This window comes from Ignatzschineria sp. LJL83, assembly GCF_054871845.1.
The window spans coordinates 50,106-75,085 of the sequence record NZ_JBTXLY010000009.1 but is presented as its reverse complement, the minus strand read 5'-3'; the positions used below and the strand labels follow the sequence as shown (position 1 = coordinate 75,085).

Annotated in this window: 21 protein-coding genes; 10 read left to right on the top strand and 11 right to left on the bottom strand. The window is 39.5% G+C overall.

Features of this window, described 5'->3' with window-relative positions; all coding sequences use genetic code 11:
- The first annotated feature begins 296 nt into the window (after positions 1-296).
- Together ACYSN2_RS07170 and ACYSN2_RS07165 are read left to right on the top strand one after the other, a co-directional pair.
- On the top strand, positions 297-1,196 hold the full coding sequence (locus ACYSN2_RS07170) for a hypothetical protein (protein WP_461749576.1): 900 nt from the start codon (positions 297-299) through the stop codon (positions 1,194-1,196).
- Positions 1,189-1,599, top strand: coding sequence for an Mth938-like domain-containing protein (locus ACYSN2_RS07165; protein WP_461749575.1), 411 nt, complete (start codon positions 1,189-1,191; stop codon positions 1,597-1,599). Before ACYSN2_RS07170 ends, ACYSN2_RS07165 begins: the two co-directional genes overlap by 8 nt.
- A gap of 933 nt (positions 1,600-2,532) precedes the next feature.
- Here ACYSN2_RS07165 and ACYSN2_RS07160 read toward each other — a convergent pair.
- Genes ACYSN2_RS07160 through ttrB form a run of 3 tightly spaced genes read right to left on the bottom strand, consistent with a single transcriptional unit; the run spans position 2,533 to position 7,635 of the window.
- Entirely contained in the window at positions 2,533-5,817 is a 3,285-nt protein-coding gene (locus ACYSN2_RS07160) for a molybdopterin dinucleotide binding domain-containing protein (protein ID WP_461749574.1), read from the bottom strand.
- Complete coding sequence (gene nrfD, locus ACYSN2_RS07155; RefSeq protein WP_461749573.1) at positions 5,798-6,898, bottom strand: NrfD/PsrC family molybdoenzyme membrane anchor subunit; 1,101 nt, start codon at positions 6,896-6,898, stop codon at positions 5,798-5,800. The genes ACYSN2_RS07160 and nrfD overlap by 20 nt, the downstream gene beginning before the upstream one ends.
- Positions 6,895-7,635 carry a tetrathionate reductase subunit TtrB gene (gene ttrB / locus ACYSN2_RS07150; RefSeq protein ID WP_461749572.1) on the bottom strand — a complete coding sequence of 247 codons (741 nt, stop codon included), beginning with the start codon at positions 7,633-7,635 and terminating at the stop codon, positions 6,895-6,897. The genes nrfD and ttrB overlap by 4 nt, the downstream gene beginning before the upstream one ends.
- A 434-nt stretch (positions 7,636-8,069) precedes the next feature.
- On the opposite strand from ttrB, the gene ACYSN2_RS07145 reads away from it, so the two are divergent.
- The gene (locus tag ACYSN2_RS07145) at positions 8,070-10,022 is read left to right on the top strand and encodes a sensor histidine kinase (RefSeq protein WP_461749571.1); all 1,953 of its coding nucleotides are present in this window, start codon (positions 8,070-8,072) and stop codon (positions 10,020-10,022) included.
- A 381-nt stretch (positions 10,023-10,403) separates the two neighbouring features.
- Here ACYSN2_RS07145 and ACYSN2_RS07140 read toward each other — a convergent pair whose 3' ends face one another.
- Entirely contained in the window at positions 10,404-10,643 is a 240-nt protein-coding gene (locus tag ACYSN2_RS07140) for a hypothetical protein (RefSeq protein WP_461749570.1), read from the bottom strand.
- Between the two features lie 104 nt (positions 10,644-10,747).
- Between ACYSN2_RS07140 and ACYSN2_RS07135 the strand changes: the two genes are divergently transcribed.
- Together ACYSN2_RS07135 and ACYSN2_RS07130 are read left to right on the top strand one after the other, a co-directional pair.
- A complete protein-coding gene (locus tag ACYSN2_RS07135; protein ID WP_461749569.1) occupies positions 10,748-11,398 on the top strand; it encodes a hypothetical protein in 651 nt (216 codons plus the stop codon).
- Between the two features lie 24 nt (positions 11,399-11,422).
- Entirely contained in the window at positions 11,423-12,028 is a 606-nt protein-coding gene (locus ACYSN2_RS07130; protein WP_461749568.1) for a response regulator, read from the top strand.
- A 155-nt stretch (positions 12,029-12,183) separates the two neighbouring features.
- On the opposite strand, the gene ACYSN2_RS07125 is transcribed toward ACYSN2_RS07130, so the two are convergent.
- The gene (locus ACYSN2_RS07125) at positions 12,184-12,942 is read right to left on the bottom strand and encodes an ankyrin repeat domain-containing protein (RefSeq protein WP_461749567.1); all 759 of its coding nucleotides are present in this window, start codon (positions 12,940-12,942) and stop codon (positions 12,184-12,186) included.
- A gap of 391 nt (positions 12,943-13,333) precedes the next feature.
- Between ACYSN2_RS07125 and recQ the strand changes: the two genes are divergently transcribed.
- Positions 13,334-15,133, top strand: a complete 1,800-nt coding sequence (gene recQ / locus ACYSN2_RS07120; RefSeq protein ID WP_461749566.1) for a DNA helicase RecQ — start codon at positions 13,334-13,336, stop codon at positions 15,131-15,133.
- Positions 15,134-15,509: 376 nt separating this feature from the next.
- Positions 15,510-15,740, top strand: coding sequence for a YccJ family protein (locus ACYSN2_RS07115; RefSeq protein WP_461749565.1), 231 nt, complete (start codon positions 15,510-15,512; stop codon positions 15,738-15,740).
- 128 nt (positions 15,741-15,868) lie between these two features.
- Here the strand turns inward: ACYSN2_RS07115 and ACYSN2_RS07110 are convergent, their stop codons facing one another.
- From ACYSN2_RS07110 to ACYSN2_RS07100, 3 genes are all read right to left on the bottom strand, one after another.
- A complete protein-coding gene (locus tag ACYSN2_RS07110) occupies positions 15,869-17,104 on the bottom strand; it encodes a class I SAM-dependent methyltransferase (RefSeq protein ID WP_461749564.1) in 1,236 nt (411 codons plus the stop codon).
- A 220-nt stretch (positions 17,105-17,324) separates the two neighbouring features.
- Positions 17,325-17,591 (bottom strand): hypothetical protein, encoded by a 267-nt coding sequence (locus tag ACYSN2_RS07105; RefSeq protein ID WP_461749563.1) that lies wholly within the window; start codon positions 17,589-17,591, stop codon positions 17,325-17,327.
- 151 nt (positions 17,592-17,742) lie between these two features.
- The gene (locus ACYSN2_RS07100; RefSeq protein ID WP_461749562.1) at positions 17,743-19,263 is read right to left on the bottom strand and encodes a DEAD/DEAH box helicase; all 1,521 of its coding nucleotides are present in this window, start codon (positions 19,261-19,263) and stop codon (positions 17,743-17,745) included.
- Positions 19,264-19,460: 197 nt separating this feature from the next.
- Between ACYSN2_RS07100 and trxA the strand changes: the two genes are divergently transcribed.
- The gene (gene trxA, locus ACYSN2_RS07095) at positions 19,461-19,784 is read left to right on the top strand and encodes a thioredoxin (RefSeq protein ID WP_461749561.1); all 324 of its coding nucleotides are present in this window, start codon (positions 19,461-19,463) and stop codon (positions 19,782-19,784) included.
- Positions 19,785-19,909: 125 nt separating this feature from the next.
- Here the strand turns inward: trxA and ACYSN2_RS07090 are convergent, their stop codons facing one another.
- Positions 19,910-20,719, bottom strand: coding sequence for a hypothetical protein (locus ACYSN2_RS07090; protein WP_461749560.1), 810 nt, complete (start codon positions 20,717-20,719; stop codon positions 19,910-19,912).
- Positions 20,720-21,152: 433 nt separating this feature from the next.
- Here ACYSN2_RS07090 and gadC point away from each other — a divergent pair, with 433 nt between their 5' ends.
- Both gadC and glsA read left to right on the top strand, forming a co-directional pair.
- Positions 21,153-22,676 carry a putative glutamine/gamma-aminobutyrate antiporter GadC gene (gene gadC / locus ACYSN2_RS07085; protein WP_461749559.1) on the top strand — a complete coding sequence of 508 codons (1,524 nt, stop codon included), beginning with the start codon at positions 21,153-21,155 and terminating at the stop codon, positions 22,674-22,676.
- A gap of 108 nt (positions 22,677-22,784) precedes the next feature.
- Positions 22,785-23,717, top strand: coding sequence for a glutaminase A (glsA, locus tag ACYSN2_RS07080; protein WP_461749558.1), 933 nt, complete (start codon positions 22,785-22,787; stop codon positions 23,715-23,717).
- A 102-nt stretch (positions 23,718-23,819) separates the two neighbouring features.
- On the opposite strand, the gene ACYSN2_RS07075 is transcribed toward glsA, so the two are convergent.
- On the bottom strand, positions 23,820-24,419 hold the full coding sequence (locus ACYSN2_RS07075) for a peroxidase-related enzyme (RefSeq protein ID WP_461749557.1): 600 nt from the start codon (positions 24,417-24,419) through the stop codon (positions 23,820-23,822).
- On the bottom strand, positions 24,416-24,943 hold the full coding sequence (locus ACYSN2_RS07070) for a CMD domain-containing protein (protein WP_461749556.1): 528 nt from the start codon (positions 24,941-24,943) through the stop codon (positions 24,416-24,418). The genes ACYSN2_RS07075 and ACYSN2_RS07070 overlap by 4 nt, the downstream gene beginning before the upstream one ends.
- Positions 24,944-24,980 lie beyond the last annotated feature (37 nt).

Below are 24,980 nucleotides of genomic sequence, written 5' to 3'. Positions count from 1 at the left end.
TGCTGAAGCATTTCCGCTTCAATTGTTCAATTATGATCAAGTGGCGTGAAATAACGATTTTTTCGCACTAGCTCGCTCTCATATCCAATAATTTCGAGCATGTTTTTCCCGATTTCAGTGTGTCCTGTTTCCTTATATAGATTTCCTTATATAGATAATGCCATTAAAAATACCCTTGCACTCTTCTCAATCTCTATGCTTTAAAATGCTACGAGCATTCAGAGAGATCGGTAAGATACTTCTATCAACTTAAATAATCTTTGGTAAGATGAATCGCTAAGAATTTTGCACCTTTTATGCGTTCTCACTTGGCTTTAATTCATTTACTTCTAACAGATATCTCATCAAACATTATGAAAAAAGATCTTATTGAAAAATTTCTCGATACGCCCCATAAAAAAATTGCATTAATGGGCATGAGCGGTGTTGGTAAAACCCATCTTTCCAAGAAACTTCCAAAATCAGAATGGTTTCATTACTCTGTCGATTATCGTATTGGCTCACGCCACCTTAGTGAAGAAGTTCATGATTTTTTAACCATAGAAGCAATGCAACAGCCCACGTTAGCAAATCTCATTCGAGAAGGTGCTATTTCCGTAAAATCGCAATTAACAGTCGATAATTTAGCGCCTCTTTCGGCATATCTTGGAATGTTAGGTAGCGAATCGAAAGGGGGTACAAATTTAGATACTTTCTTAGAGCGTTTAGAAAAACATCGCATTGCCGAGATCGAATCTGTAAAAGATGTGCCCTACTTTATGGAGAAAGCGAAAAAAATCTTAGGATTTCCGAACTTCATTATTGATACCAGTGGCAGTTTCTGTGAACTACAAGATGAGAAAAGTTGGGAACTCATTGGTCAAAACTCTCTATTGGTCTATATCAAAGCTTCTGAAGAAGCGAAGAATTATGTTATTGAACGCGCACAATCCCATCCAAAACCGCTCTACTATCAGAAAGATTTCTTACTCGCACAAATTGAAATCTACTTAGCAGAACAGGGATTAACATCTGATACCCAAATCACGCCTTCGCACTTTACACGTTGGATTTTCCCAAAACTGATCGAGCACCGTTTAAGTCTTTATGAGCAGATTGCCGATAAATACGGCATTACTATTGATGCTGAAAAGCTCTATCATGTAAAAGATCAAAATGAATTTTTCGAATTAATTAAAGAGGCAAGTCATGGATAATCAATCCCTCGCTGGATCTACCATCAAGCGAGAAGTTACCGATAATCTGCATATTAAAAGCTATGCGCCGAACTATTTTAAATTAAATGATGAAACAGAATGGCACAATACCAGTATTCTGTTACAAAAAAAAGAAGTCCTAACGGATGATGCCATTATCCCCAATCGCTTTGATGAGCTCACAGAATCGCATTTTGAAGCTTGGGCTGCTCGCAAACCCGATGTGATTTTAATCGGCACCGGCAATAGTATGCAGTTTTTAGAGCCAAAATGGCGCGCGTTCTTCTACCAACAAAATATCGGCATTGAAACGATGGCAACAGAATCTCTCTGCCGTACTTTTGCGATATTAGCTTCTGAAGATCGTAATGCCCTTGCGATATTCTTCCCGATTGAAGATTAGGTCATCAAAAGCGTGATCAGCGTAAAACACCTTTCTGTAGATCTGTGAAACTATGGATCTATGAGATTATAGATCTATGAGATTATAGATCTATGACAAATTATAGATCTATGAAAACTTAGATCTACTTACTTTTATAAAAGACCACAGAAAAGAGCTACTTAGTTTCCTAAGTAGCTCTTCCTGTTACCATCCTTGGTAAATTCTTTTGAAGTGATTCATCATCCTTGAGTAATCACTAGGTGGATCATCCTTGATCCCTCTCATCCTTGAAAGTCATCCTAAATTCCCAATCATTGAGAACTTCTCGGTCTTCTCATCCTGAGAAACACAGAATCCTTCTGTAACCGAACTTCATCCTTGAAGTAACATCTTCCTTGATGTCTTGATGAACATCATAAACCAAAAACCCAATAATACCTAATTTAAATTTTCAATAACTTACATTTAATTTACAATAAATTATTAACAGGCTATCTGCTAACATTAGTTGAAGTATCAATCCCGCTATTCGCCTTCTGTTCTTCGCTCATCGAAATGAATAATAGCAAAATAAAACAATAGGTTAAACATAAATATCATTTTTAGAGATTAATTTTTTAAATCAAGATACACATTTCCAACTTCTACGACCTCCTTTTCTACCGTTTCTTTATTTCGTCAAGATCTTTACAATTACCTTGACAAACTTCCCTCTATTCTTTCAAATCGCCCGTATAACCTTTGATCTTGTTTGTAAGGGATTTATAAGAGATTTATAAGAATGATTATTCTTCGAGCTGTAAGTGTAGTGAATATTCTGGATTAAGCGTATTTCTTGCAATAAAAAAGCTATCAGCACAATGCCCATAGCTTTTATCTTCAGTTTTACTTTACATCTTTGATCTCAAGATTTTCAGATTTTAAAATATTTCGATTTTAAATCTTTCCATTTTAAATCTTCACAATTCTCGCAGGGATTCCTTGTCTAACTGCCGCCCCACTCACCCAATCAATCCAAGGTGCTGAAATTGCTCTAGAAGGATCAGCTATTGCGAGATCATTTAAGTTCAAACCACTTCCCACATGGGTACTAAACTCCGTAGGAACGCCATCTACTAAATGCGCTCTTGCACCTACATCTCGGCGACCGTAACCATGCTCTACTGCTAATACACCGGGTTTCACGCCATCGAGCACCCAAATCTGCGCTTCTTGTGCGCCATTTGGAGATTCAATACGGACTAAATCGCCATTTTCCACCGCAAATTTCAGCGCATCTTCCTCACTGATTCCGACGATATTGGTTGGCTTAATCATGCGTAATCTTAAGGTTGAACCTGACGTACTACTGACGATATTCGATTTAAATGAGGTTAATGATAACGGCCAATCCGTTTGTGGGAACCTTTCATATACAGAGCTTCCATCAGCAAATCTCGGTGGATGATAGGTTGGTGTTCCACTATAACGCTCGCCATTGGCAAAGTGTCTATGAACGCCGACGGTTTCATTCCAAAGCTGTAAAGTGGGCGTCCATTTACGCACCATTTCATCGCCATCCCAACCCGTATCATAATCGGCGAATCTTCCACCACGCGCATACACATACGCAACGCGCATCTGCTCTTCGGGTTTCAAGCCCGATTCAATGGCATTTTTAATGCGCTTCACGCCGGTAAGCTCCATCTCTTCTCGAGTAGACTCCGGCACAGGAGATCCATCAAATGCCATATTTGCTGCCGCTTTCAGGTAGAAATCTTCTGCCTTATGAATCGGATAGTTTTTGCCTTGATAATCTTTAATCGCATTCTCGCCAAAGCCCGGCAATCCCATCTTTTTAGAAACCGCAATGAAGAAGCTCTCCATAGAAATCGGCTCGCCACTTGCATCTTTATCCACTCTTGCTTCCACTACCGGCCATCTTGCCGTAGATGTTTTAAACGGCACACCTCCCCAAGCATTTCCAAAGCCCCAACTCTCAAAGTTATGGGTATCTGGCACGATATAATCCGCCATTGCCGTTGTTTCGTTGATAAACGCATCAATCGCCACAAAGAGCGGTAATACTTTTGGATCTGCGAGCTTATCTAGTAGTAATTGTCTAAATCCTGCAATTCCATAAACAGGGTTTGTCATATTACTAATCCATGCTTTCAGTGGATAAGGATCCGCATTCAATGCCGAGATAAACATCTCCGTGGCTTGTCCGCCGGCAAAGGGATACCAAGGACGACTTGCCGGATACGGATTCTCTCCGCGTGCTTTCTTCTCTTTATATTCTGTGGAAGATTCGTATGCCCTTTTCGCACGGCCAATCATAATGCCTTTTGGCTGCACCATATTATCGAATTTTGTGAAGTCATAACGAGGTCCTGCAGCAAAGTCGGCATATTTCCCGCCATTCACATGCATGCCACCGGTATAGTTCATGTTTCCAATCAGTACGTTTAATGCTAATAACGACCATGTATTATAGAAGCCATTGCCGCTCATCATGCCGCCGTGCGTAATGATCGCCGCTTTATGACCATGACTTGTGAACTTGCGAGAAAGCCCTTCAATCGTTGCTACAGGAACGCCGCAAACCTTACTATATTCCTCAATAGAATATTGATCTGCGGAGCGTTTCAAGAGTGTAAAACTAGAAGCCACGCCCACATTTGATCCATCTGCGAATGTGACTTTATCTTCATAGAATAGCTTCCCACGAGTCGCTTCATTGACATCTGTCAGCGCATTGGTTGCCAAATCAATGGTTAAAATCGGACTCCCTTCACGTTCTCCGCCTTCAATATCCGCTAAACGGAGAAATTGCCCATATTGCGGATGATCTTCTTCGATAATCACTAAATGCGTAGCATTCGAATGACTAATGCCATTTGCCGCAGCCATTCCCGCTTTCCCCGGCATTTGTAAGTAAGCTTCGTTATAGAGTTTATTTTCAATGATGTAACGAATCATCGCCATCGACATCGCTGAGTCCGTTCCCGGCAAGATAGAGATCCAGTTATTATTCTGTGTTGCGAGCGTATTGGTCATCGGTAAGTTTGGTGCAACCACGGCGTAGCTGAAATCTTCGGCATCTTTCGTTCTTGCTTTTGCGAGCAATCTTCCGGTTCTTTTAAAAGGATTTCCTGATTGCGCCGGTGATGTTCCCATAAAGATCGCAAATTCAATATTTTCTAAATCGGGCTTTGCATGCGCATTGCTATTCATATCATCCATCAGCGCACCTGAACCTAAACGATAGGCTAATCCACAGTATGCACCATGCGCTGTGAAGTTTCTTGAACCAAATGCGTTATTGGTAAAACGTCTAACAAATGGTTCACGCCCTTCATTCCCGGCATTGGATACTAAAAGCTGATTCGCTTTCACGCCATATTCTGGGTTTTTCGGATCAATAAGCGTATCTAAATCCCGAATATCCTTTAACCCATCCACATGACCTTCGCCAAAGAGATCGCCGCCATTTACAACTTCATCAACCAATTGCTCAAAGCTGATTTTCTCCCATTTGCCTTCACCGCGTTTTCCAACACGTTTCAGTGGAGAAAGGACACGATATGGACTAACCACCGATTCACCCATCTGCGCACCACGTGCACATGCCGTTGAGCGATCGTGAATGCCTTCATCGCCGCCAAGTTTTACCCAAGCATCTGAAATCGGCATGTTGTAATCAAACTGCTCTTCGCTCGAAAGCGGATGATACGGGTTTCCGGCAATGCGGATCACTTCATTTTTCTCATTATCCACACGAACTCGAATTCCGCACACTGTCCAGCAACCAAAACATTGCGTATTAGACATGGCTTGCGCCTTGTTTTGTACCCATTTTCCATCTTTGATCTCGCCTTCTACTTGAAGCGCATTCCCAAAGATGGCATTTTCCGTAGGTTCTCCTGAAGTGCCATCGACTAAGCCTTTCACCATATTTTTTGCGGTATTACTATATCCCACAGCAAATGCCGCAAGTCCGCCGGCAGCGGCAACGCCTTTCACAATGTTTCGGCGTGTTGTCAGCGCTTTCTCTTCTGCCGTTTCTGGTGCATTGTCTGTTGCTTCTATTTCAGTATTTTGTTGTTTTAATTTGTCATCACTCATAGTGTGCTCCCTTTTTTGATCCGTCTTTTCTCTGTTGCTCTGTAATTGATTCGATAATTGATTCGGTGATCGATCTGAAGAATCCTCTTGATTCTGCTGTTTCAAATGATCATCTGACTGTCGACCCATACTGAACTCCCTTAAATTTGAACCAACGATCTTGCAATAAACTCCAAACAATAATTACAAGCGTCAGCCAAAGACCAAAAGTGGAAAGAATGCCTAAAAAACCGCTAAATCCCCAATCTAAATGGTAAGGATTAATCACCACGTTATATTTCGGTAACGTTTGCGATTGCATCAAGATCGCCCAGCGAATTGTCCAAGCAAGCGAGAGCGAACCCAGCGCTAATAACAGATCTACCCAGCGACTATTGACGATACGTTTATTCAAGTTCACAAGCGTATAGAGCATGAGCACGGCCCAGTAAAGGAAGATACTTAAACCAATCGTAAACCAAACCGATCCTTTATTAGGAAGATCTCTAAATGCCGCACCTGCCGGCGTATTACTCGTTGCCCAGCCCACTAAACAGACCGCAACACCGATTAAACCAATGAGCTGAAAGCGACTTAAAATTGCCGTGTAATCGCCACGTTGAACCCATTTTGAAGACCAAGCACACCACGTTTTTGCGCACATCGGAACTGCTTGAAATGCCGTAAAGAAGAGTACCCAAGGAAGCCATGATGTAAACCAAATCGGCTGAGATTTAAGAACGTTTACCTCTTTTCCCGTATAGAGCAGAATCATAAACGATACTGCTAATAATCCGATAGAAGTAATCGGAAGCCATTTCGTGGGATTCAATGTTCCCCAATGAAGCGCTCTAAACCATTTATAAGTGCCTTCTTTGGTCGTATTTTCACGAAGTAACAATAAGAATTGCACCAAAATAAATACCACAAAGAGCGGTACGAAAATCGCGCCAATCCACATCCATGACCACGGCGCCATTTGTGTGTAGAAGTTGAAGAATCTGCCCGGCTGATGAAGGTCTGCTAAAAGTGCAATCGGCCCCACAATGCCGGCAGTCACGCCGATGCCGATAATTAGAAGCTCCAATTCTCGGTATTGTCCTTTTTTCCATAATCGTAAAATGACAGCGATGACGGAAGCGGAAGCGGCAATGCCGATGAAGAAGAAGTATTGAACCGCCCAAGGTAACCAGGCAATTTCTTGTGGAAGCGTTAATAATTCACGAATCATAGCACAATCTCCTGCCATAACATTGCTTGACCTTGAACTTGCGATTCAAACGCATCATCCAAGCCGATATAGAACACATTTGGAATCGTGCCTTGCTCTGGTTTTAAGACCTTGATCTCATCAGAAAACTCGGCAACCATTTTGCTAATCACGCTATTGGGATCCTTCAAATCGCCGATAATTCGAGCACCGCCCACACAAGATTCCACGCATGCTGGCAATAATCCCGCTTCTAAGCGATGCACACAGAAAGTACATTTATCCGCAGTGCCTGTTTCTTCATTAATAAATCTTGCTTCATAAGGACACGCTTGCACACAATACGCACAGCCCACGCAGATTTTATTATCTACCACCACAATCCCATCTTCCCTTTGGAATGTTGCTTGTGTTGGGCAAACTGGCACACAAGGCGGATTATCACAGTGATTACAAAGTCTCGGAAGCACCACGTTTGTCGCCTGATCTTTCTCATAATTGAGAACCTGATATTGACGCACGGTAGTTCTAAACTGTCCTGCTGGCATTTGGTTTTCCACCGTACAGCTTACCGTACAAGCCTGACAACCAATGCAGCGTCTTAAATCAATCAACATGCCATAACGCTTATTCGGATCTCCTTCTCGGCGTGGCGGAACGTGTTTTTCTTGTGCTTGCGCTTCTTTCAAGCTAACAATCGCAGCGCCGGCAGTGACTAAACTTAACTGCTTGAGCAGATCTCGGCGAGTAATATCCATACTTGTCTCCTTATCAAACTTATTGATCATCTTCCGTTTCAGAAGCCTGATACCAATAAGCCATGTTTAATGCTGAATGCATATTTTCATAAATCATGGCATTAATATGATTCTTTTAGATAAAAGGCTCAATTGTGGTAAACCACACACTGTGACAAAGTTTGATTTGAAGCAATTTAACGTGAGAGAAAAGGCGATCTATATCAACAATCTACTCTTTACAGTTATTTTCATTTCAAAAAATATTCAGAGAAATCATTAAATTCTAAAAAAGTTGTTACACTTCTCTTAGGTTTTTTATTCAGTTCTTATTTCTTTCTAATCCGCTTCTAATCTTTTAGGATGCATTTCTTAGCAGATTTTTATCAGATACTTATCGAATACTTATCTAATGCTTACTGGCATATTTTTTCTCTGACTTTATGAAAAACATTATGAATGATAAACAACATCCTGATTCACAGATCTCAACGATGAATCCCCATCTGCAACGCAGATTGTTTGAGATATTTAAAGCAGTGCGAAAAAAAGGACAATTGCCGGCATTCATTCTATTGATGATCGGCAATAGTTTAGGAATTATGGGAATGAGCTTTGCCGAAACTCGCTCTGACAATGCTTTTCTGGCGCAATCTCAACAACCTCCAAACATTACAGAAGTTCAGAAAGCTGGCGAACAAAAAACATATGAAAAATGCCTTGCGAGAGATAAAACCATTCATCATCCCAAAATCATGATTGGCGTATTAGCGCCTTACGGCGATCAAGTTGCGGCAAAAGAGTGGTGCCCGTGGATTCAATCTTTAAATACGGCATTGCCGGAATATCACTTTATTTTAAAGCCGTTACAAATTAGCGATATTGATCAAGAAGTCGCCAATAACGGCATTGATCTACTTCTTTCCCATCAAGGGATTTTTGTCGGATTACAAACCGAAGCACCGATTCGCTGGCTTGCGAGCTTAGAAAAAAATATCCATTTAGAACAAGAGAGCGCAAAGATAGGAAGCGCCATTTGGGTTAATGATGAAAGCGAAGTGGAAACATTAAATGATCTTGCCGGCAAAACCATTACGGCGGTGAACCCAAAGGCGCTGGGCGGTTTTCAATTGGCATATCATGAAATGATGAAGCAATCGCCGGCATTACGAAACGATATCCAATTTGAATATCAAGGTTATCCCATCGAAACGCTCTTTCAGACCCTTGCGAACGAAGAGAGCGATGCCATTATCGTGCCAGCATGTCTTTTTGAAAGATTGGAGCGCCAAAATATTCTTCCTGATGGACAATTTCGCCTCATTAATCCCAAAATGAATGAAGATTTTGAGTGCCAAACAAGTACCAATCTTCTGCCTAGTTGGTCGCTTGCAGCATTTGATTCTCTCAATAGCGAGATCGCAAAACGGATTCAAGCAACGCTCTTTGACACCTCAAATCCTGATATTCCTTCTTGGCAATTACCGTTTACCTTAGCGGAAATTAGTCAATTAACGGAAGATTTGAAGCGTTATGAGAATCAAGAAACCCTCTTTCAAACGCTCTTTCGCCTTGCCATTACCAATAAAATTTGGCTTCTTTGCTTTGCGATTTTCTTACTGATTCTGCTCATTAACCATTTATGGCTCAGTTATGCCGCTACAAAAAGAGGAAAACAGCTCGAATTGGCGTATAAAACCATGCACGATTATGAATCAATGCTCTCAAAAGCCGATCGCATGAATATCTTAGGAGAAATGGCGAGCGGCATTGGTCATGAGCTAAATCAACCGCTTTCCACCATTCGCAATTATGCCGAAGGCAGTATGATGATTCTTAAAAAAGAGAATGAAGCGCATCCGCTGATAATGCCGATGCAGAAGATTAATGAACAAGTGACGCAGTGCCACAATGTCATTAAAAACCTGCGCTCATGGGCAAAACCGAAAGAGAGTTCATTACAGGAATCAGTTAATCTCAGAGCATTTTTAGAGCGAATTATCGAAATCACGCGCCTAAGAATTCGCCCTAATATCGCTATTACCATTGATATTCCGGAAGATTTCCACATTACGATTACGCCATCCATCTTAGAACAAGTGATCGCCAACTGTTTAATGAACGCCGTTCAAGCCGGCGCCACTGAAATTAAGATTAAAATTGTTATTTTAGATCAATACATTAAACTCTTTATCATCGACAATGGTTCCGGGTTTACCGAAAAAGAGCTGAACGCACCTTTCGTGCCTTTCAGAACCTCAAAAACAGACGGCTTAGGACTTGGACTTGTGATCTGCCAAAGATTGATAGAAAGCATGAATGGAAAACTTCGCATCGCCAACCGAAAAGATGGGAAACAAGGCGCTGCTGTAAGGCTCATCCTTTCGAGGGATGAAGCCACAAAATAATAGAGGAATAAAGACTTTGAAAAACAACTCTAAAAACCTTCAAAAAAATCGTATATATATACCGCTATTACCTTTTTTAGTGATCTTTTTTCTCAGTCCTCTCTTAATTATTGTGCCTTTCTATATACTGACAGAAGTAAATTTCTTCTTAGGGATTTTTCTCTTCTTACTAATAATCTGTCTTCCCACTCCACTCTATATCCTAAATTCAATGATCAACAAAAAAATCAATAATAAAGATAAAGTTATCAGTGTGAATATTGTGTTTGGGATATGTCTATTCTTACTACTATTATTAGTAGTATTCATTATACTTCTCGCAATATCTGGACTCCTACTCATTCTATTTGTCAGTGCTGTACCCTCTATTATTACCGCAATCTATAGCCACAAATACCTATCAAAAATAATCGTAATGCCTTTCCTACCCGTCAAAACTTTAATGAAGTGGATTTTTGTTACGATTTTATGGGGAGCTATATCTTCTTTTATTCCACCATTCATCATCTTCTTCATTATTAGTACTTTTGGAGTTTCTGCAAATCCTGCCTCACTATTTTTATTCAGTCTTATTGGTGCTATCTGTGCACTTTTCTCCTGCCTAATTCTGATTGCACCCATCAAATTAGAGCATCAAAGACAACTGAGAAAACACAACAAGGGACTTCTATAATTTAATAATCTATTTCAAACATTATCGAAACAGAATAAAAAGGGCATCAAGTATGAAAATTCATCCTTTCTACTATTTTTTTATATTCATCATCAGCTCATGTATATCACTGCCTCTTATTATCATAAAAATATCTTATCCAAATATTTCAATAACAACACAGATCTTTATTATGAGCTGTTCGGCAATATCCTACGCCTTCATCATTATTTTAATGTTTGCGGTTATCAATTATCTTACCTATAGCATTCGTCGTATTTTCCATTGCTCTACTTTAAGAGCAGCGCTACTAACATTCGCAGTTTTTTTGGTGATGATTTTGAGCTTATCCCTTTTAGATCGAGAGTCTTTGCTTCTAATCTTGTCACTTTTTATGTCATTTTTTATTTTAGCTTTAACTACTATTATATTTGGAATTATTCCAGCAACAATTACTGCGATCACAAGCTACATTATCCTTACTAAACAACTTTCTACACCCAATAAATACTCTATGATCTATTGGCTAATCTCTACCTTATTTATTGCCTTTGTTTCTAGTTATTGCTTTGGAATTATGCTAGTCATTCTATTGACAGATGGTTTTTTAATCACACAAATGTTTTCAGGAATAGTAGGAATATCTTGTGCATTATTTTCTTGTTCTATTTTATGGATCTTTAGTAAGCTTAAACAAACCTTTCCGAAACAATTTCCTCTTTAATTTTTTAAGCTGAAAAATCTTATTATGAAAAACTTTACCGTACATATCGTTGATGATGAGAAAGATGTTCGTGAATCTTGCGAATTTTTAGTATCTACGCTCAACTATCCCACCGAGCTTTGGGAAGATGGCAAGGCGTTTATTGAGGGCGTTGATTTAACGTTGCCGGCAATTGCCATTGTGGATTTAAGAATGCCAAAACTTTCCGGCGATGCCGTGATTACGGCGCTTAAAAATAGCCAAAGCCCCATTGGTGCGATTATTTTAACGGGTCATGGCGAGGTTTCCACAGCGGTAAAAATGCTACAAGAAGGTGCTGTGGATTTTTTAGAAAAACCGATCGATTTGCCAACGCTCATTGCAGCACTGGAACGCGCGGAAAAGTCCACAATGCTTCGTGCTTATCATAATGAGATTTTGGCCCAATTTGAAACCTTAACGGAACGTGAAAAACAGGTTTCCAAGCTCGTATATGAAGGCTTTACCAATAAAGAGATTGCCGAAAAAGAATCGATTTCTGTCAGAACAGTTGAAGTTCAAAGATCAAATACTATGAAGAAAATGCAAACGGAGTCATTAGCGGAATTGATTACCAAGCTCAATGAAATTAGCGAATTGCTAGATTCATAAAGTTAAATACATCAGATAATGCATCAGATTTGATAGCGTAAAATCACAAACCTCCAAACACAAAAAAGTCCTGACTTGTCTATCACTTGTCAGGACTTTCTAATTTTCAGAATCAATTTTTAAATCAATTCTTTATTTTAAGGATTTACGAAAAACTACTGCTCACAAGATGCTTTTTTCGTGACAGGATGAACTGCGCCGTGACCGATTAAGATATCTGCCATCTCTTGCAAACCATTGCTACAAGCAAACGAAAGCGGGCTTTGACCGTATGCCGGCGTTCCTTTCCACCATTCATCTGTTGTTGCGTGAATATTCACATCTGCGCCTAAGCTGATGAGATGTTCCACCATTTCTTGGCGATCATTTGAAGCTGCCACAATTAACATGGTTTCGCCTTGGCGATCGCTCTGCTGATCATTCACATTGACAGGTTGCGGCATTTTTTCATAAATTTTCTTGAAAATCCCAACATGTCCACCGAGTACTGATGATTTAAGCGCATTCGTCACATCGCCCTGATCCATTGCCATCACGCTTGCGCCTTGATCTAGCAAGTAATCGACCATATCTTCATAACCGATAAATGCCGCCCAACCTAAAGCTGTTTGCCCAAGGCTTGCTTCATCTCTCACTTCGATATATTGCCCGTTTTCAACCATCTCTTTCACTTGAACGAGATTGCCTTGCTTTACGGCATCAAACCACTCATTGAAAGGACCTGTTGAAGGTTTATCGTAAAACACGCGCCAAGCCAGTCTTGTTGGGCTCGCGATCTCTACCATCTCTTGATAATCCATACGGAATTCTTGATATCCTTCCGGATTATTAGGATTCAATACTTCAGCACTCAGCGGATTCATTCCAGCAAATGTGAGTGAAAATACAATTCCAGCAATCATTTTTAAGTTCATAATTCAGCTCCCTATTCAAATTCCCTACTAAAATTTTCTATACTTTTTCTATGAGATTATTTTTATAATGTATATTTCTCAACGTTCACATTGATGCATCTATTCTATAAATACCTATTTTATCGATATATCCATTCATGACTTCTCACTCTGATAATCAATCATTGAATCAACATCTTCACGAACATAAGAAATATCATTCAAATATAAAATAAAACATGTAAATATTATCTATTAAACAAACTATTTTCACTATAGCTCCAATAGATATTCTGTTATTCCTAAATAGAATGTCATCAAAATTGGGGCACAATAATCATTGTAGTAACGCTATACTTTAAAGGGCAATTCTGCTACTGTTTAAGGCGTTTTATATTAGGGAGAAACTCCATTGAAGGCTCATCAAGCGTTACAAAAATATTTTGGTTATAGCGAATTTCGCGATGGTCAAGAAACGCTGATTAACGCCATTTTAAATGGGGAAGATGCGCTCGGCATTATGCCTACCGGCGGCGGAAAATCTCTCTGCTATCAGATTCCGGCGCTTCTATTACCGCATGTCACTTTGGTAATTTCTCCGCTCATTTCTCTCATGAAAGATCAGGTCGATGCTCTTTCTGAAATCGGTATTCCGGCAACCTTTATCAATAGCACCTTAGATGAAGAATCTCTGCGGGAACGGTTAATCGGCATTCGTGAAAATCGCTTTAAAATTATCTATATTGCGCCGGAAAGACTCAATACTTATTCCATTCGCAATCTCTTTTCGGCAGTTCCTATTAGTTTTATTGCCGTGGATGAAGCGCACTGTATTTCAAAATGGGGACATGATTTCCGTCCGGCTTATGGCGAGATTATTGATTTTGTCTATCAGCTCTCCTATCGTCCGCCGATTGGCGCGTATACGGCAACGGCAACGCTCGATGTCATTGATGAGATTAAACGCTTACTACATCTGCAAGCGCCGGTAGAATCTATCATTAGTTTCGATCGCAAAAATCTCACTTTTGAAGTATTAAAAGTATCTGATAAACGGCAATATATTGTCGATTTCATTAAACGCTTTTATCTCAAAGATGCCGGCATTCTCTACTGTGCTACGAGAAAAAGCGTGGATACGCTCACGGAATTTCTGCAAAAGTCCGGCTTTAACGCCCTTGCGTATCATGGCGGAATGACGAGTGAAGATCGAGAAGCCAATCAAAATGCGTTTATCTACGATAAAGTGCAACTCATTGTGGCAACGAACGCATTTGGAATGGGCATTGATAAATCCAACGTGCGTTTTGTGATTCATTACAATATGCCGCAAAATATGGAAGCGTATTATCAGGAAGCCGGTCGTGCCGGCCGAGATGGCGATCCTGCGCATTGTCTTTTAATGTATTCGCCGAGAGATATTTCGAATCAAAAGTATCTCATAGAAAACAATGAATTTTTGGTTGATCCCGAACGCAAAACGATTCTCTATCAAAATTTGCAATCGCTCATTGATTATTGCCATAGCGAGGAATGTTTACGGGGGGAGATTCTTCGTTATTTCTCCGAAACGCCAACCTTTGAAACTTGTGATAACTGCGGGAACTGTACCAATACCACGCCGAAAATTAATATCACAATCGAAGCGCAAAAAATTCTTTCTTGCGTTTATCGTGTTTCACAAAATTATGGTATGACAACGGTTATTCAAGTATTACGCGGTTCGAAAAATCAGCAAATTTTAGAACGTGATCTCGATAAAGTATCGACTTACGGCATTATGAGTAATTATTCCGAGAAAGCAATTCGAGAGATGATTATGACCTTAATCGCGCGAGGATATCTCTACCAAACGCCGGATGCACGCCCGATTTTAAAGCTTAAAAATGAAGCGAAAGCGATTCTAAAAGGCGAAAAAGAACTCTATCACCGCCAAGATCTGTTTGTGCATCGTGAAGTTTCTCAGCCTGAAACGCATTATCGCTCGCCCTATTATGAACCGCTTCGAGAGCTTCGTTTAGAGCTTGCAAGAGAGCGAGATGTGCCGGCATATGCCATTTTTACAGATGCCACATTACGAGAAATCTCCGAAATCAGACCCAAAACGCCGGGCGCGTTTTTAAATATCAAAGGCGTTGGTATGAAAAAGCTGGATCAATATGGATCGCTCTTCATCGAAAAGATCAAAGAGATTGAAGCTTCAATGCAATAAGCGAATACTGAAGTAAAAAAATTCAGAAGATATAAGAAATACAAAAAATATCGAATCCATATTGCGGGCTCGATATTTTTTAAAGCAGATATAAAATGGAATATAAAGCTAATAAACTTTCTCTCTCACCATGAATCTAATGAATCTAGCTATTTCTAAACCCTACAATGCGAACTAAATATCCATTTAGCCCCGAAATTTTCTTGCAAAAACCATCTATGTCAATATCAAGCAGAAATTGTAAATAATTATAATGACACTTTAATTCTATTCCGCTATAACTATTATTGGTATTTTATTTATTTACATATCTATATATTCATAATTCCTATTTATGAGTATATCTATTGACAATATAACCATAGAGGACAACGGAATGAATCCACATAAAAAAGAGATCCACGAATTAAAATCTTGGGCAAAAGCACACGAATCAACCTCTTTAGAGATCGCAGAAGCGATCTTTGAATTAGCAAATCATGATGATGCCGTTGCAGAAAAAATCTGGAGCGATGGTTTAGATGAAGTATTACCGCTCGCATTCTCAAAAACAGACGCTGATCATCTCTTTTGGGGTTTAGATCGCGTTGATCGTAAAGACGTGTAATCTTCAAAGATGACATCAACAAGGTTTTGGAAATAAAAACCCAAAAACCGAAAGTAAAAAAGAGATCTTCATATGCGAAGATCTCTTTTTTATTATCTAGCTGATATTAATCAGGTTCGATTTACAATTTATAAATGATGTGCATAATCCTGCAATTCAAACCCTTGAAGCGCATGATCGAAGTTTTTACCCACCGCAAGCACTTTGAATCGCTCGCCCATCTCTTCTGGATGAATCAGATGTTGCACACGTTTTGAGAGCTCAAACCATGCAAGTTCATTTTCTCCGGCTTCTTCTAATGCCATCTTCTCTTTTGCCACAATCTCTTGAAGCTTATTGCCGAGCAAGAAATAAGATTGCGTGGTATACCCTAAGAATTCCAATCCCATATCCACTAAAATCGTTGCAACATCCGTAAAGTTCACATTTGCCGTGAGATCTTGTAAACCTGGGTAGAGATAGAAATCTTCATGCGCGCGATGTTTATAATGGGCAATGAGCGTTCCGGTTGTGCGCTCTGGGCGGTAATACTCTTTTTCATCATAGCCATAGTCGATAAAGAGCACCACACCTTCTGTGAGATGCTCAAAAAATGGGGCTAACCATGTTTTTACAGATGGGCAATATTCACTTTCATAACCTTCCGGAAGCTCGATTCCTTTCTCCGCTAAATCTTGCCTAAATGCTAAAAGAGGGGCATCCGCTTTTCGTAAAACTGGCGTAAATGAGACTGTTTTTTGGATTTCATCTACTTCTAAGCCCACATCCACATAATGGATATCACCCTCAAAAATTCTAAAACGCTCCACACTCAGCGCATCAATCACTTCATTGGCAACAATAACGCCCTTCCATGCAATTTTCGGCGGTTCGGCAATCCATTCTACATTTTCGATATATTCCGGCAATGCTTGCGAGATTAGCGCCTTTTGCCGTTCTCTTAAATTAGGAGAAACTTCTAGGATCAAATACTTTTCCGGCAATTGATGATGTTCTGCTAAATGGAGCAAAATATCTTTCGCCATTGTGCCGTTTCCAGCGCCGATCTCTAAAATCTGATAATCATCTTTCAAAATGCCGGCAATCTCCATGATTTGATTTCCTAAAGATTTAGAAAAAACATCCGAGATTAATGGCGCGGTAATGAAGTCGCCTTCACGCCCAAATACCGCTTGTGGTCCTGTGTAATAACCATAAGTAGGATGATATAACGCTTGATTAAAAAATCGAGAAAAAGGAATTGATCCTGCTTCTCTAATTTCACTCACAAGCTCAAAAGCTAACTTTGCAGATAATGCATACTCATCATGGGAAGGCTCCGGAAACTGCTCTTCTTCACTATTTATATCTTTTTCAAACTGCATTATTCTCTTCCTTTCATCTATGCAATTACTCTTTACGATTGTGAAATCATGTTTAACACAAACTTTACTTACGATAAGAGCATCATTAAACTTCAATCTATTTTTGAATCTACGATCCTTTTCAAACAAATAAGCTGCTATTTTCATAGCAGCTTATCGTGATACTGATCATTTATATGAATATATGATTCATTATATGATTAATTTATCCATCCATGTTTTATAGCGCTGATATTGAACCAAATCCACGGCTATTACGGTTAAAGCGTACATCTTGTCCTGGGAAAACATCGACAGATCCTGTCACGATAATGGGCATATGCCCTCTATCTTTCGTTTCCACATCAATCACGCTATTGCCTTTTTCATTCACAACAATAGATACAATACGTCCTTGTCCTGAATAACTTCCTTTATTATCTTCTAATCCCGCTGCGCATCCTGCAATGATTAAGAGTGAAGCAGCGATTAAACCTAACTTTTTCATGTTATTCCTCTACTTAAGATGTTCCCGAGATTCTAAAACAACCTCTCTTATCAATCTATTTCATATCAACAAGAGAGATTTCAATTTAGGATTATTATTTCATCATACAAAATATATTCAAAACAGACTGATACCAAACTATATAGCAAGATTACTCTTTTGAAGCTTCTTGCGCTGGTGCTTCCTGATTTTGATTTCTATTTTGGTTACGATTATGATTTGGACGACGATTACGACGAACCCCACGACGTTGTTGTGGACGGCGTTGCTGATCGCCTTCTTGTGCCGGCGTATTATCTCCTTGCGCAGGCTGTGTAGCTGGATCTACCGCAACTGAACTTTCTTGATTTTGCGGTGATTGCGTTCCATCAGTTTGACGGCGACGAGGGAAACGGCGATTACCACGTTGCTGATTGCCACCTTCTTGTGAACGGCGTTGATTATTTCTCGGCGTTCTAGGACCACGTTGATCACGATAAGTCGATTTTGGCGCTTCCACTTCTGGCGTAATTAACAGCTCTTCCGTGATAGATTCCACAGGAATCTCTTCCTTGATGTAATCCTGAATATCCATGAGCGAATACACGTACTCTTCACAGGCAAATGTAATTGCAGTACCTTCAGCACCGGCACGAGCGGTACGACCGATACGATGAACGTAATCTTCCACATCTTGCGGTAAATCATAGTTAAAGACATGTGTCACATCAGGAATATGCAATCCACGCGCCGCAACATCCGTTGCCACCATGATGGAAAGCTCACCATTTTTAAACTCTTCTAAGAGTTTTTCACGGCGATTTTGCGGAATATCTCCGGAAAGAACTGCCGCTTTATAGCCATTGGCATTTAACGTATTGAAAATCTCATCCGCTACACGTTTGGTATTGACGAAAATAATCGAACGTTCTGCTTCTTCTTTCTTCAAAAGACCAAAGAGTAATTTCAATTTTTCATCAGAAGAAACGTGATATAGACGTTGCGTGATTCTTGATCCTGTCACTTGCTCTGCTTCAACTTTGATGAGTTCCGCATCATTCATATGCTCATATGCAAGCTCTAAAATACGTTGTGAGAACGTTGCTGAAAAGAGCATGTTTTGACGCTTTTCAACTTTCGGCATTTGTCTGAGTAAGAAACGAATATCACTGATAAACCCTAAATCGAACATTCTATCTGCTTCATCTAACACGAATACTTCAACATTACGAAGATTTAACTTCTTCTGCTTAAAGTAGTCTAAGATTCGGCCAACGGTTCCAATCACGACATCAGGATTTGCTTCTAACGCTTCGTTTTGTGCACCATACGCCGCACCGCCGTAAAGAAGTGCATATTTCAAACCCGTATAACGACCGAGCATTTTTGCATCTTCATGAATTTGCACTGCAAGCTCACGAGTGGGCGCCATAATAATTGCAAAGGGTCCTTTCTTATCTTCCGCAACAGGCACCGTCATTAAATGATTCAATGTCGCCAATAAGAAGGTGGCAGTTTTTCCTGTTCCTGTTTGAGCTTGTCCTGTAACATCTTGCCCTTTCAGGAGATCTGGCAAAGCTTTTTCTTGTATTTCTGTACAGAAAACGTAGCCATTGTCCGCTAAACTCTCTTTTAGTGAATCATGTAAATCTAAATCTTCAAACTTCATCGAAGTTAAATGTGGTTTTCCCATAGATGATGACCTAAACCCTCAATTATTGTGCGCTGTAATAAATTTTTTTAATAACAACGTTTGAAAAAATTATGCAGATCAAACCTTGTCATTTACCCTGTTTTCAGTTGTAATATCTCGGGTATTATCATATTTTATATAGAAAAAACCAAATCTAATTTTGATATCTTGATCAAATTCTTGAAGGAGAGAGTGCAATGAGTAATTTAATCAACGCAACCGATACTACTTTTGAAGTAGAAGTTTTAAATGCAGAACTTCCTGTGTTAGTGGATTTCTGGGCAGATTGGTGTGCACCTTGCCGTATGATCACCCCTATTGTTGAAGCTGCTTCTGAAGATTACGCAGGCAAATTAAAAGTTGTAAAATTAGACGTACAAAACAACCAAGATACTGCTGTAAAATTCCAAATTCGTGGTATTCCAGCACTTATGATCTTCAAAAATGGAGAGATCGTTGCTCAGCACGTAGGCGCACTTAATAAAGCTCAATTAACACAATTTATTGATAACAATCTTTAATTTGTATCGCTTCAAAATCCTCTTAAAGAACGGATCTCTTTAAGATTTGATCTATCAAAAGAAGATTTATGAACAAGCATAAAAAACCGATCGTTCAGTAGCGATCGGTTTTTTGTTGCGTATCATTAATCCATCAATGCAGTGATTAAAACAATTAATATGGTTAGTAGAAAAACTCCTTTAATCATCTTTTTAAATTCAATATCTTGATACTCTTTATCCCCTATCCAAGAGGCTACAAGTACAACTACACCTAACGATAAAATAATCAGTAGATAATAGATGCTGCGATATGAAAATACGGATGATGAAACTTTTCCATCTCCATACCCCATTTTCAATAGAAAATAGGAGATCGTTACGGCAAAAAGATAATTTGGCACATAGTTCGCAATTCGCAAATATCGCACTTCCTTAAAAGGAACACTCGAAAATTGATCCAGCCCTTTCTGTAAAACAAGACAACTCAAAAAAATGACCACGGCATACATCGGAAAAACAAGGACATATCCTACAATATATAGATCCAGTGGAATTCTCTGAAATGAATATACCCAATCTAAATCTCCTTTAAATAAAGACCACAGTGATATAAATAGCAGTGTAATCAATGAAAAACACAGATAGTTTCTCAAAGTAAAAACCGACAATCTAAATCTGTAAAGAATTAAACTTAATATCGTTGCAAATGACAGGTATTGAATGATATCTAATAAAAATATGATCAGAAAGTCTACCACTCCACCTCTTCCATTTAACTCATCTATTGCTATTTCAAGTCGAAGATCCACGAACATCATTACCAATACCGCCGGTAAAATCACTAAGATCGGGAATAAAAACAGTGAAAACTGCTGACTATAATCTTGTGAGGGATTCACTCTTTGATTATTTCGTCTTTTACTAGATTTCTTCCTACCTCTTTTTTTAACCATAATCATTGCCTCTTGAAAATCCTGTTTGAAAAGCATGTATGCTCATTCATCCCAAAGCTATATCAAAAAGTCATTACATTCGATGAACGGACATATGCTTTGTGATTTATATGAATACATTTGAATATATTTTGCGAGCGTATTAGTAAATATTAATACCTATTGACACTTTAATTACCGCATGATGAAACCACTATCTAACACATTGAAACAAAACAAATCAATCTTTAAAAATAATTTTCAATAAAAAAATAATTATAAAATAGGACAAATATCAATAAAACCCCAAAACCATAAATTCATATCATAAATATTTGTAAATAATGGTATTTTAATATAAATTTATAATTACATTTTAAAGATGAATATGATATTTAAAATGTATACCTTTGCTTAGCACTAGATATCTTGATGACCCTGGGAGATTCTTAAAATGACAACCTCTAATACATCTGTCAAAAGCGCCCCTTCAAAAGGCGCTATGACAATCATGACTTTAGCCGTAATGAATATTACCGCTGTAGTAAGTCTTCGTTTTTTACCCTCTGAAGCAGTATATGGCCTCAGTTCTATCTTTTATTTTGCCTTTGCGGCGATTGTTTTTTTAATACCTATGTCTTTGGTCGCGGCAGAACTTGCAACGACTTACCCGCAACAAGGCGGGGTTTTCCGCTGGGTGAGTGAGGCTTTTGGTCCTAGAATCGGGTTCTTAGCGATGGCAATGGTTTGGATTGAAGTGATTCCTTACTTCCCGACCGTTCTCACATTTGGCGCCGTTTCCGTGGCCTTTATGGACCCCAATATGACCATGGCCGAAAGTATTGCTAATAACAAATTCTATATTATGAGTTTTGTCTTAATCGTTTATTGGGGATCGGTCTTCATTGCATTAAGAGGCGTAGGAATTTTTGCAAGGGTATCAAAATGGTGCGGTATTATTGGCACCATCATTCCGGCAATTATTATTACGATTCTCGGATTTGCGTATCTATTCTTTAGCGATACAAAGCCTATTATTGATCTCTCTTGGTCCGCTGTAATTCCTGACTTCTCCCATTTTAGTAATATCGTATTAGCCGCAAGCGTGTTTTTAGCTTACGCAGGTATGGAAATGAATGCGGTACATATCAATGAGATGAAAAATCCGACAAAACAATATCCTATTGCCATTACCATTGCTTCCATTGGAACCGTTGCGATCTTCGTGCTCAGTACTTTAGGAATTGCCTTTATTATTCCCGAACAAGATATTAGCCTGACTCAAAGCTTATTATTAGCTTATGACCTTCTCTTTAAATGGATTCATGCAGAATGGCTAGGTTCTGTGGTTGCCTTTATGCTTGCACTGGGTGTTCTCGGTGGGGTTGTCACATGGATTGCTGGACCAAATACAGGGGTTCTTGCAATTGCGAAAGCGGGATACCTTCCAAGATGGTTCCAAAAAACCAATAAATATGGCATGGGATCACACTTGATGCTGACACAAGCAGTCATCGTTACTATCTTATCCATCACATTTGTTGTGATGCCATCTGTTCAATCTACCTTCCAGATCCTGTCACAACTCACAGTATTGCTCTACCTCATCATGTATTTATTGATGTTTGCAGGCTCGATATATCTCAGAAAATCGCAACCAAATATCACGCGTCCTTATAAAGTGAAAGGCCTACATTTTTGGGCATCGCTTGGCTTACTGGGGTCATTAACCGCTTTTATATTCAGCCTCATTCCTCCTGCACAAATTACGGTGGGAAGTCCTACCACGTATGTTCTCTATCTTGTAGTACTGGTTGCGATCTTTGTGACAATTCCTTTGATTATCTACGCTTGTAGAAAACCTGAGTGGAAAGATCCGGAATCAAACTTCGAACCTTTCACATGGGAAGTTAAAGCAGCTGAAGCGGCTAAAGCAGCATCGTCAAGTACAGCTTCTCCAGCACCCGCAAAATCATAAGATTGATAAGATTATAGTTATTCATAACTCATTCATAAATCGTTATGACAACCTAGGGAAAACCATGTGTTTTCCCTAAATTATCACAAGATTATCGAGGAATCATCCATGGTAAATACTCAAAATTTTCAAGAGATTGTGCAACAAGCATTTAATGCTGCTAAAAATAATCCAGCCGGAAACAATGCCGACTACATTCCTTTTTTAAAAAATATCCCGAGTGATTTAGGCGCTGTAGCGATTGTGACCGCTTCTGGAGAGGTATTTTCAGCGGGAGATGACGATTATCGTTTTGCCATTGAATCGATCTCAAAATTCTGTACCTTAGCGCTTGCATTAGAAGAACAAGGTCCGGAAGTCGTTAAAGATAAAATCGGTGCAAGCCCTACAGGATTACCTTTTAATTCTGTTACGGCCCTAGAACTTCATGGTGGAAAACCTCTCTCTCCATTAGTGAATGCTGGTGCCATGTCTACGGTAAGCTTACTGAATGCCAAAACTCCCGATGATAAATGGCAATCTATTTTAACAATGCAGCAACAATTGGGATCTAGCAAAATCGCTATCTCTCCTGAGTTAAATCAATCAGAGCAAGATACGAATTTCCATAATCGTGCAATCGCGTGGTTACTCTATTCTGCGGGTTACTTATATTCAGATCCCATGGAAGCTTGTGATGTATATACGCGCCAATGCTCTACACTATTAACCGTGGTAGAGCTTGCGACAATGGGCGCTACCATTGCCAATAAAGGTACCAATCCGATTACGAAACAAGCAGTTTTAAAGCCCGATAATGTGTCGTACATTTTAGCGGAAATGATGATGGAAGGAATGTATGACAGCTCAGGCGAGTGGGCATATACCGTGGGTCTTCCTTCAAAAAGTGGTGTCGGCGGTGGTGTTTTATCCATCGTTCCCGGTGTGATGGGAATCGCTGCATTCTCGCCAAAGTTAGATCCTGTAGGAAACAGCGTTCGTGGGCAGCAGATGATTCAATATATTGCCGATCAATTAAACTTAAGTCTGTTCAAAAAATAATTATTTCTAGAAAAAAACCTTCAACAAAAAAGCGCTATCCACAAATTGAATAGCGCTTTTTATTTAACCTTTTATCTATTGTAATATTCCGTATTGAGTCTTTTAATCGTTTTGTGGTTTTTGGGGAAATACCGCTTCGCCAAGATTGAGCATTAAACGATTTGCCCAGCCAAAAATAGACACGGAATGAATTAAGTCTAAAATCTCAATATCATTTAAACCTGCATCTTTGAGCGCTTGGATATATTTTGGATCCAAATCTCCTGGCGTTTCTGTGAGCGCAATCGCTAATGCAATCACTGCCTTGTCTTTTTCCGTTTCATGTGCCGTTAAAGGATCTTCAAAAATAGGCGCTACAAGCGCTTTTCGCTTTGAAGCCATGGTAAAACGCTGTGCATGCACGGAGGCGCAATATACACATCCATTGACCTGAGAAACCGTTAAAGCCCCTAATTCCCGCTCTGCCCGATCTAAGCCGCCCGGCGCATACATAATGGCGTTATAGGTGCTCGAACGATGCTGTAAAATCTCTGGCTGATGCGCCAACAAAAGATAATAGTCCATGGTTTTCGCTTGGGGATGACTCTCTTCCAAAACGGTAATTTGCTCATCCGTTGCGTCTTCGATATTAAGCACATCTAACCATGCTTTCCAGCCCAATACTTCATTGGTAAAGCCATTGACTCTAATATATTGACTCATGCTGATTTCTCCAATGTTTGCATCGCTCTTAAACCGGAAACTAAACGTATTTGATACGATAAAAAGGCGATTAACTGCGCCAGCGCAATACAATCTGCCACTGAAACACCGGAGGCTTCTAATGCTAATAAAGCATTTTTATCACTCGCAAGCGGATTTAAGATCAGCGTTCTGGTAAACGCCAAAATTGCTTGCACGGTGGGATCTTCAATTAGCGTTAAATCATCAATTAATACGCCATTAATCTCTTCTTCTAATGCATCTCTTGTGACGCTAATATCTCGTAGCGCCGCTTCATAATGAGCCGTCAATTCTTTCGCCTGAGAAAGTTTACTCGCATAGAGCGCGACTAAAAACCTTACATTTAACGGTAGAGAAAGTTCCTCACTAAAGAGCGCATCATAGCTCTCTTGCGTTCCCACTAGCACTTCATCTCGAAAATGACGTGCCGCATATATCGTACTATTGTCATCTATATCTAATAACGTATCGATCAAGTCCACATCTTGTTCTGATCTACTCATATTTTGTCCTCATTATGATTGTAAAATCAGTTTGAAA